The organism is Mucilaginibacter sp. L196 (genome assembly GCF_009765905.1).
Classification (GTDB): domain Bacteria; phylum Bacteroidota; class Bacteroidia; order Sphingobacteriales; family Sphingobacteriaceae; genus Mucilaginibacter.
Window position 1 is genome coordinate 155,097 of sequence record NZ_LMUO01000009.1, and the last position, 8,834, is coordinate 163,930.

Genomic DNA, 8,834 nt, shown 5'->3' on the forward strand with positions numbered 1-8,834 from the left:
TAATGCGCCAAAGTGCATCATAGCCGGGTTGTAATAATTGCCGAAGCTAAAAGTATGGTAACTTTTAAGCCACCCCAAGTCTACTAAACCCCGTGATGCTGCAAGATGATAAATGGTTTGTGCCATGATCTGTTAAATTATAATCCAAATATACCGCTATGTATTAACCCCAAACTTGATGTAGGATAAGAAATTAATCCTGCTGTTTCTTTCCTTTAGTCAGCATCTGTCGCTGCATACGGCTGAAAAACTCAGGGGTGACACCTATGTAAGCCGCTATCTGTTTTTTAGGTAGGGTATTGATCAGGCTTGGGTATCGACGGCAAAAGTTATGATACCTTTCCTCAGCCGTAAGGCTTAAATTATCTATTAATCGTTGTTGGTAAGATACGAGTGAATTTTCAGTAATGATGCGGAAGAACCGTTCAAACTGTGGTATATCGTGATATAATTTTTCCTGCCGGGATTTGGAGAGCAACAGCACTTCGGTATTTTCCAAAGCTTCGATATTTAAAATGCCAGGCTTTTGGGTTAGCAGGCTGTACATATCAGCAATCCACCAACCTGTGGGCGCAAAATTTAGCACGTGCTCAAAGCCATTATGGTCTACCGTAAAACCGCGCAAACAGCCCGCAGTTACGAAATAGGAATATTTACAAACCTGGCCATCTTCCAAAATAAAATCCTTGCGTTTATATATTTTAGGCTGAAGCAGGCTGATGAAATGTTCCTTTTCTTCATTCGATAGCCGGATATGGCGTGTAATGCTTTCTATTATCAAGTTGGTTGACATTGTGACTAAAATACGGGTTTAATTTGGATTAGCTAAATGGGGGGGTTAAATCCACACGAGTACGGAAAATTAAAAAGGAGCATTGGCCTTGTGCGATTCCCGCCTTGGGGCGGGAGGAGGGTAGGGTTTGATGCTTGGCGGATAACCCCCTCCCTGCCACCGCACATCCAGTCGCCTCCCAAGGGAGGGGATGAAGCGCACTTTTTGAATATTGTGGCGTATTACTAACCAAATCATTTCTTATCCTAGATCAAGTTTGCCGGGCGTTATTTGGCTTAAATTTGTATCAACAATCAATCAATAAAACAATGGAAAATCAAATAAACGGAATACATCATATCACCGCGATTGCAGGAAAAGCAAAACGCAACGTAGACTTTTATACTAAAACATTAGGCTTGCACCTGGTTAAAAAAACAGTCAATTTTGACGACCCTAATACTTATCATCTGTATTACGGCGATAAAGTTGGCACCCCCGGCACTATTCTTACATTTTTCCCATGGGAAGGCATTACTGCTGGAAGGAGGGGTGCACGCCAGGTTACCGAGATCGGTTACTCTGTGCCTGAAAATAGTTTGGATTTTTGGTTGAAACGTTTAGAAGACCATAATGTGATCTATAATAAAGTTTCTGAAAAATTCGGCGAGCAATATTTATCATTATTAGATCCTGATGGGTTGAAATTGGAATTGACCGTAGCCAAAAAACAAGATAACCGTTTGCCTTGGGAAACCGACGAAATCAAAGCAGAGAACGCGCTTAAAGGCTTTCATAATATTACCATCACCACCAATAAAATGCAGCCGACTGCCGATGTGTTAACCGGTGTATTAGGTTACCGTTTACTGGAGCAACATGTGAACCGTTATAGGTTTATAAATGATAATGTAGACAACGCCAATATTGTTGACCTGGTAGAGGTTGCAGGCGAAGTAGCAGGCCATGTTGCAGGTGGATCGGTACACCATGTGGCCTTTAGGGTAAAGGATGAAAAAACTTTGATGGAATACAGAGATCGTGTTGAGAAACTAGGTTTGCATATTACTGATAAGATCGACAGGAATTATTTTTATTCGCTTTATTTCCGCGAACCGGGAGGCGTTTTGTTTGAAATTGCTACCGATAACCCGGGTTTTGCAGTAGATGAATCTGTAGAGGAGTTAGGTACACACCTGATGCTGCCCGCACAATACGAAGTGCAGCGCAACCAGATAGAGCAAGTTTTACCTTCACTAGTTTAACATGTACACACATCAAAAACAAATTATAACAGCCGGAACCCCTTTAGCTCAAGCTAAGGGGGCGCTGGTTATGTTGCATGGTCGTGGCAGCACGGCACGTAACATTATTTCGCTTGCATCAGAATTTAATTTAACTGATTTCGCGATTCTTGCGCCACAGGCCGCTAATCAAAGCTGGTACCCTTATAGTTTTATGGCACCGGTGGAAGAAAACCAGCCCGCGCTGGATTCAGCTTTAGAAGTTATCGGGCAAACAGTGGAAGATATTATTGCTGCCGGGATTTCTGTTGATAAGATTTACTTCGCCGGATTCTCGCAAGGCGCTTGTTTGACTTTGGAATATATTGCCCGCAATGCTAAACGCTTTGGAGGCGCTGTAGCTTTTACAGGCGGATTAATAGGCGAAAAGTTGGTAACAGACAACTACAAAGGTGATTTTGCTGCTACGCCGATCCTAATTACAACAGGTGACCCTGATCCGCATGTGCCTTTGAGTAGGGTGGAAGAAAGTGTATCGGTATTGAAAAATTTAGGTGCAGATGTTAGTCTTAAAGTTTTTAAAGGCCGCCCGCATACTATTTTACGTGAAGAGATTGAGCTGGCAAATCAGTTAGTATTCGCGTAGATTACAGATCAAGCCCGGAATGTTACAGGGGTGAAGGACGTTTGTTTTTTGAAGAAGTTTGAAAAGTGCGAAAGGTCATCAAAACCCAAAGTGTATGAGATCTCGGCAATGTTCCAATTGGTTTGTTTAAGCAGGATCTTGGCTTCCTGTATTACCCGGTTGCTGATGATTTGCGTGGTGGTGTGGCCGGTAACTTCCTTTAATACCTTGTTGAGGTGGTTAACGTGTACGGCCAGGCGGTCGGCGTAATCTTTGGCGGTACGCAGGTTTAAGCGTTGGTTCATGGATTCCAGCGGGAACTGTCGTTCCAATAACTCAATAAACAGGGAAGAGATGCGTTCTGATGCATTTTGCGCAGTGCTTATGGCCTGCATTGGCTGTAGCTTTTGCCCGTAGTGGATGAGTTCCAATACAAGGTTGCGCAGCAGGTCATATTTGAACTTATAGTCGGCACCTAATTCTTTGTGCATCTTACGGAAGATGTATTCAATCTCCTTTACTTCTTCCGCACTAAGCTGAAACACCGGCAACTGCCCAGGCTGAAAGATAGGCAAATCATCCAAACTAACACCTGCTTTATGAGGTGTTAGAAAATCGGCGGTAAAAATGCAAAACATCCCGGTTTGATCGCTGTCGGCAGGTATCCAGTTGTAGGGTATTTTAGGTGTCGCGAACAGTAGTGCGCTCTCGTTAATATCAATTACTTTATCGGCGTATTCGGCCCTGCTTTTACCACGTATCCAGCTTATTTTGTAGTATGCCCGGCGGCTGTAAGGCATGATGCGTGTTCCTGTTTTTTTATCGAACAGGGTTTCGGCTTCAAATACATTAAAATGGCCTATCTCCTTCGTGATGCCGTTGGGTAGCGGAGCCGCGTTCCTTTTATAGAAGTCGTCGAGAGAGGTATTAGTGATCATCGGTATTTGTAATATTCAAAGTTAGGCATTTGGTAGGGATACAAACAAACGAGGCTTGATTAGCCCAGGAAAATCGCTTTTAAAGTTTTACCCTATCCTCCTCCTTTCCCTATTCTAGGGAAAGGTATCGCACAAGGCCCGGGCCTGGCTTTTATATTGAGGTATTAAAGCCCTCTACAAAGCGCTTAGAATTCTTAAAAGCAATTTTCTATCGATTAGTCTCGTTTGTTTGTGTTTTATAGATTAGAGTGCCATACCGCCGGCAACTTCTATACGCTGTCCGTTTACCCAGCGCGCATCTTCGGTACATAGGAAAGCGACTACACCGCCAACGTCTTCTGCCACGCCTGGCCTGCCTAAAGCTGTTACGCTGCTGATGAATTTTTGCAGTTCTTCGCTGTTTCTTAGGTGGGCACCGCCGAAGTCAGTCATGATTGCGCCGGGAGCTACAACATTTGCCCTTATACCGCGTGCGCCCAATTCTTTAGCCAGGTAGCGGGTGAAAACCTCTATAGCACCCTTCATAGATGCGTAAGCAGAGGAAGCGGGCACCGTAACACGGGTAAGGCCGGAAGATACGTTAACAATGCCGCCTCCATCGTTCATAAGCGTTATCATTTTTTGTGTTAAGAAGTAAACGCCTTTAAAATGAATATTCAGCATTTGATCAAATAGTTCTTCGGTTACATCAGCAAAAGGGGAGTAGCCGCCAACACCTGCATTATTCACTAAAAAATCAAAGTGGGTTATGTTAAATGTGTTTTGCAAAACAGCTTGTAGCTGCGTGGCGAAAGTAGCAAAGCTTTTGATGTCGCCGGTATTTAATTGCAGTGCCGCGGCTTTTTGGCCTGACTGCTGTATTTGGGCTACTACAGCTTGTGCATCTTGTGCCTGGCTGTTGTAGGTGATGATGACATCAATGCCTTTTTCTGCAAGGCGTAAAGCCATGTCTTTACCCAACCCGCGACTGCTGCCGGTTACAAGGGCTATTTTATTTTTGTTTTCCATCTTGTATTAAAATTATAATACAAAGGTGGGCAGTAATTGAATTGTTTGTTTGAAGGATTCAATCGGTTATTTGCGAAATTCAAATAATTGGGAGATGTGGTCGGTGTTTGGAAGGTGAAAAAGCATTGGCCTTGTGCGATTCCCGCCTTGGGGCGGGAGAAGGGTGGGGTTTAACAGATTGCTTGGTGTATAAACCCCTCCCTGCCACCTCACATGCGACCGCACCCCCAATGTCATTAAGTTAAGCCCCACCTAAATCCTCCCCGGTAGGGAGGACTTAAAAAAACAAACGCGGGCGAAGCTAAAGTCTCCCCTTCCGGGGGAGATTTAGAGGGGGCTATATGCTTGGCGCCCCCTTAACTTAATGACATTGACCGCACCCCTCCCCAAGGGAGGGGATTTTAGTTATGATCGGTATTTTCACCGCACCGCCTTTAAATAAAAAAGCCCCGCAAATTTGCAGGGCTTTAAATGCTGTCTGTAATTATTTATTTAACGCGCTCAACGTAATCGCCGGTGCGGGTATCTACTTTTACTTTATCACCCTGGTTCACAAAAAGAGGTACTTTAATTTCTATACCATTTTCGGTTGTCGCATTTTTTAACGCGCCCGATGATGTATCACCTTTAACAGCCGGTTCGGTGTAAGTAATTTCTAACTCAACAAAGTTAGGGGCTTGCGCCATAATTGGTTCTTCGCTTTCGAATGAAACGATAACATCCATATTTTCTTTCAGAAATTTAGCAGCCGGGCCAAACAACGCTTTCGGTATGTTAAATTGCTCGTAAGTGGTGTTATCCATAATTACAAAAAAATCGCCTTCTTCGTATAGGTATTGGTAATCATTGGTTTCAACACGGCAAATTTCAACCTGTTCGTCGGTAGCTAAACGGGCTTCAACAATTCTACCGGTTTTTATGTTGCGGAATTTATCTAAATAAAATGCGCCGCCTTTACCCGGTGTACGATGTAAAACTTCTATAACGGTTACCAGTTCGCCGTTAAAACGTAATATATTTCCTACTTTAACTTCAGATGCTTTTGCCATGAGAATACGATTGTAAATTTTGCGGTCAAAGATATAAAGTTATGGGAAGTATTTAGTGTGTGATTGGATTTTTTCGGACTACGCTCAGCATGACCCTTTTTATCTACAGGACACTTATGGTGAAAATGCCGACTAGAAGTTGAAATAGCTACAGCGTTTGTAAGCTGAAAGCTTAAAATATTTTAGATCGAAGCTATAAGCTTCGACCAGTGATGAGTTATAATGCTGTACAGTTAATTTACTCCAAATGGTGCCTCAATCGTATATTGCGCACTTACAGGCTGGCCATTTTTGGTTGCCGGTTTCCACTTTTGGTTATAGTCTTTTAAAACCTGGATAGCTATAGCATCAGCCTCAGTATTAAGTGAGTGTACTACTTTATAGCCTGTTAAGCTGCCATCTTTTTCAACAACGAAACTTAACGTTACCTTGCCGGTTTGGGCGCCATTATACTCGCGATTATCAATCTTTTTCATATACTTCATTAACGCGTCGATTCCTCCCGTTGGCTCGGGTGTGGTTTCCAGGTTTGCGTTTTGGGATTGTCCGGATGCGGCGTCGGTAGGTTTATTGTTCTGCTGTGCTTTTGCCGTTATTACGAACGACAGCAACAGAAGGACAAGTAGGGGTTTTCTCATTCGATAAATATATCCCCAATTTCGCCCGAAAACAAGTGGTAACCAAATTATTACCTATTATATTCTTCAGAAATCATTAAGTGGTATCAAGACTTACTGTTAGATAACAGACTTTTACAGATAAAGCTGCACCATCTTTCGCCAGCTGCGGGGGGCATGCGCGTAACCGTGCCATGTATGAAATTGGTGGTTGATACCCTTCCAGCCAAGCAATTCGCTAAATTCATAGTTGTCATTTTTGAAAGGGTCAGTTTCACCTATTGCCAGCAGCATATCGAGCCGGCGAATATTTGCCAGCAAGCATTCATCGTGCATATTGGCTACAAACTGGCGGGGCATGTTAAAGTAAATGTTTTCATTGTGGTAACCATCAAATAAGTCCCTAAAACATTGAACCGACCGGGTAAGGTCATACCTGCCGCTCATACAAACAAGTTTATTAAACAGGTGCGGGTGCTTTAGCGCGATGTTAGCGGCATGGTAAGCGCCCATGCTACAGCCCGCGGCTTCGAAATCATTATCCGGTTTTTTGGTGTTCATGAGGGGCAGTACTTCGCACAGAATATATTGCTCGTACTGTAAATGGCGGTTGATCCTCGCGTCGGGGTGCGACCATCCGTTATAAAAGCTTTCCTCATCTACGCTGTCTACACAAAAGAGTTGTAGTTCACCATCGTTTATACGATCAGCAAGCGAGGCAACAACGCCCCAGTTTTCATAATCATAAAAGCGGCCCATACGCGGTGGGAAAAACAGCACGGCTCTCCCCGCGTGACCAAAAACCAGTAGCTCCATATCCCGCCCGAGATGGTTGCTATACCACCGGTGATATTCCCTGTTCATAAGTTAGGTTAATTTTCCCGAAATATCCCCCTAATATATTAATTAGAGATCAATAATAGGTTAATTATCTGCTTATTAGCGCGTTTTGGATGATGTTTTTCCAAATCAGGTAACCTTTTTCAGTTAGGTGGAGGCCATCGTTTGAATAATATTCGGCATTAGGGCGGCCGTCGGCATTTAGCATCGCGCTAAAAATATCTATCCATCGCCAATCCGGGTGATTGTTTTTGATTTCAGCGGCAATTATTTCATTAGTATAGTTGAACTGACTAACTATGGGCCAGCGGTTAATACTTGGTTTTAAAGAGATGAAATAGCAAGGTAATGAACCAAATCGCCGTGTTACTCTTTCAGCAAGCTCCTGAAAAAAAATAAAAACCTCTTCCGGGTGCCGTCCATCCCCTAAATCATTATCCCCGGCATACAAAACCAACCTTTTGGGCTGATATCCAGTCATAACGCGGTCGAAGAACCAGGTGCATGCAGCCAGCGTAGAGCCGCCAAACCCAAGATTAACAGGTTTAAAGTCGTGGAAATCATCAGTCAGTCCAGTCCATAGTCTGATAGAAGAACTTCCGTAAAACAGCGTTTCCGGTTGATAATTCATATCGGTGCGCTGCTTTTCTAAACGCTTTATTTCATCTTCATACCAAAACATTATTGCTGTTATTAAGTATTGCCAAACCTAAATAAATGATTTGAAAGAAGTAGTTTTTTGCGGGATATTCTGTACTCACAATCATCGGTTATGGAATATGGGGTATTTCTGCATCATACTAATAAAACATATATATTAGTAATCCCAAAAGCCTGAACAAATGATATCTAAATCACCATTATTACCTTATCTCGTATTCCTGCTAATTCCGTTTTATACTTTAACAGCTAAAGGGCAGGATAAAGCAGATACATTAAGCAGCCTTAAAATTGAAAAGCTTGAAAAAGCGATCAGCAAAAAAGAGGACCTGCAGCAAGTAAAACAGGATTTAGAAGTAGTTAAACAACAGGCAGCCGACTTGAAGGATGACGTTATGTTTTGCCGCAGCCTGAGAGACTTGATGGCAATTAAGGATCTGCGTGCGGAAGATAGCTTATATTTTCGGAACAGTGCTTTTGTCGATACGCTGATAGCGATGTAACCTGGTATTATTTTGCAGAACCCAACCGTTTAGATACCCTTAATAAAGCCATCACCATAAAAAACAATTTTATGTTAGTGATAAAGTTAAGGGATGGGTAGCCTTAGCGCCAGGTGCCGTTTTAAATGTTGGCGATAAGGTTAAGGTAAAGTTGACTATTGAGACTGCATCAAGGTTAACCTTTGTGCATATCAGTGACCCGCGCGCCGCGGCGTTTGAACCTGCGGACAACATTAGCGGTTACCAATACAGCAATGGCTTTGGTTACTACAAATCAGTTAGGGATACCGGTTTGGATACATTTGCCGAATCGCTACCTCGTGGTATTTCGGAGGTGGATTATGAACTTGTGGTTGCCATGAGCGGGCAGTTTACAAGTGGCCCCACTAAATTGCAGTGTATGTATAACCCGTCGGCAGTTGCTTATGGGGTGGTGCAAAAGTTTATTACTAATTGATGAGATATTTTGTTTTCCTCAGGGCTCTCTTCGAGTTTAAGTTAACCCACAAAATCAAGGGCTGTTATTCGCGTGTTTGTAACCGATAGCAATGGTTTGAAAGAAGGAATAGCCTTTCCAA

At 43.0% G+C, this 8,834-nt stretch carries 10 protein-coding genes and 1 pseudogene; 4 read left to right on the top strand and 7 right to left on the bottom strand.

Annotation, left to right across the window (positions count from 1 at the left end):
• Positions 1–193: 193 nt before the first annotated feature.
• Positions 194–793 (bottom strand): Crp/Fnr family transcriptional regulator, encoded by a 600-nt coding sequence (locus GSQ74_RS04150; protein ID WP_158990368.1) that lies wholly within the window; start codon positions 791–793, stop codon positions 194–196.
• A 308-nt stretch (positions 794–1,101) separates the two neighbouring features.
• Here GSQ74_RS04150 and GSQ74_RS04155 point away from each other — a divergent pair, with 308 nt between their 5' ends.
• On the top strand, positions 1,102–2,037 hold the full coding sequence (locus tag GSQ74_RS04155) for a ring-cleaving dioxygenase (protein ID WP_158990370.1): 936 nt from the start codon (positions 1,102–1,104) through the stop codon (positions 2,035–2,037).
• 1 nt (position 2,038) lies between these two features.
• A complete protein-coding gene (locus tag GSQ74_RS04160; protein WP_158990372.1) occupies positions 2,039–2,662 on the top strand; it encodes an alpha/beta hydrolase in 624 nt (207 codons plus the stop codon).
• 8 nt (positions 2,663–2,670) lie between these two features.
• On the opposite strand, the gene GSQ74_RS04165 is transcribed toward GSQ74_RS04160, so the two are convergent.
• From GSQ74_RS04165 to GSQ74_RS04190, 6 genes are all read right to left on the bottom strand, one after another.
• Positions 2,671–3,579, bottom strand: a complete 909-nt coding sequence (locus GSQ74_RS04165) for an AraC family transcriptional regulator (protein WP_174236909.1) — start codon at positions 3,577–3,579, stop codon at positions 2,671–2,673.
• A gap of 243 nt (positions 3,580–3,822) precedes the next feature.
• Positions 3,823–4,587 carry an SDR family NAD(P)-dependent oxidoreductase gene (locus tag GSQ74_RS04170; RefSeq protein WP_158990375.1) on the bottom strand — a complete coding sequence of 255 codons (765 nt, stop codon included), beginning with the start codon at positions 4,585–4,587 and terminating at the stop codon, positions 3,823–3,825.
• A gap of 488 nt (positions 4,588–5,075) precedes the next feature.
• Positions 5,076–5,636 (bottom strand): elongation factor P, encoded by a 561-nt coding sequence (gene efp, locus GSQ74_RS04175; RefSeq protein ID WP_158990377.1) that lies wholly within the window; start codon positions 5,634–5,636, stop codon positions 5,076–5,078.
• Positions 5,637–5,869: 233 nt separating this feature from the next.
• A complete protein-coding gene (locus GSQ74_RS04180) occupies positions 5,870–6,274 on the bottom strand; it encodes an energy transducer TonB (protein WP_158990379.1) in 405 nt (134 codons plus the stop codon).
• A 114-nt stretch (positions 6,275–6,388) separates the two neighbouring features.
• Positions 6,389–7,117, bottom strand: a complete 729-nt coding sequence (locus tag GSQ74_RS04185; protein ID WP_158990381.1) for an esterase family protein — start codon at positions 7,115–7,117, stop codon at positions 6,389–6,391.
• Positions 7,118–7,181: 64 nt separating this feature from the next.
• Positions 7,182–7,775: a GDSL-type esterase/lipase family protein gene (locus GSQ74_RS04190; RefSeq protein WP_158990383.1), complete on the bottom strand. Its 594-nt coding sequence runs from the start codon at positions 7,773–7,775 to the stop codon at positions 7,182–7,184.
• Between the two features lie 160 nt (positions 7,776–7,935).
• On the opposite strand from GSQ74_RS04190, the gene GSQ74_RS04195 reads away from it, so the two are divergent.
• Complete coding sequence (locus GSQ74_RS04195) at positions 7,936–8,256, top strand: hypothetical protein (RefSeq protein WP_158990385.1); 321 nt, start codon at positions 7,936–7,938, stop codon at positions 8,254–8,256.
• 76 nt (positions 8,257–8,332) lie between these two features.
• A pseudogene (locus tag GSQ74_RS04200) lies at positions 8,333–8,713 on the top strand (hypothetical protein); the annotation flags it as partial.
• Between the last annotated feature and the right edge of the window lie 121 nt (positions 8,714–8,834).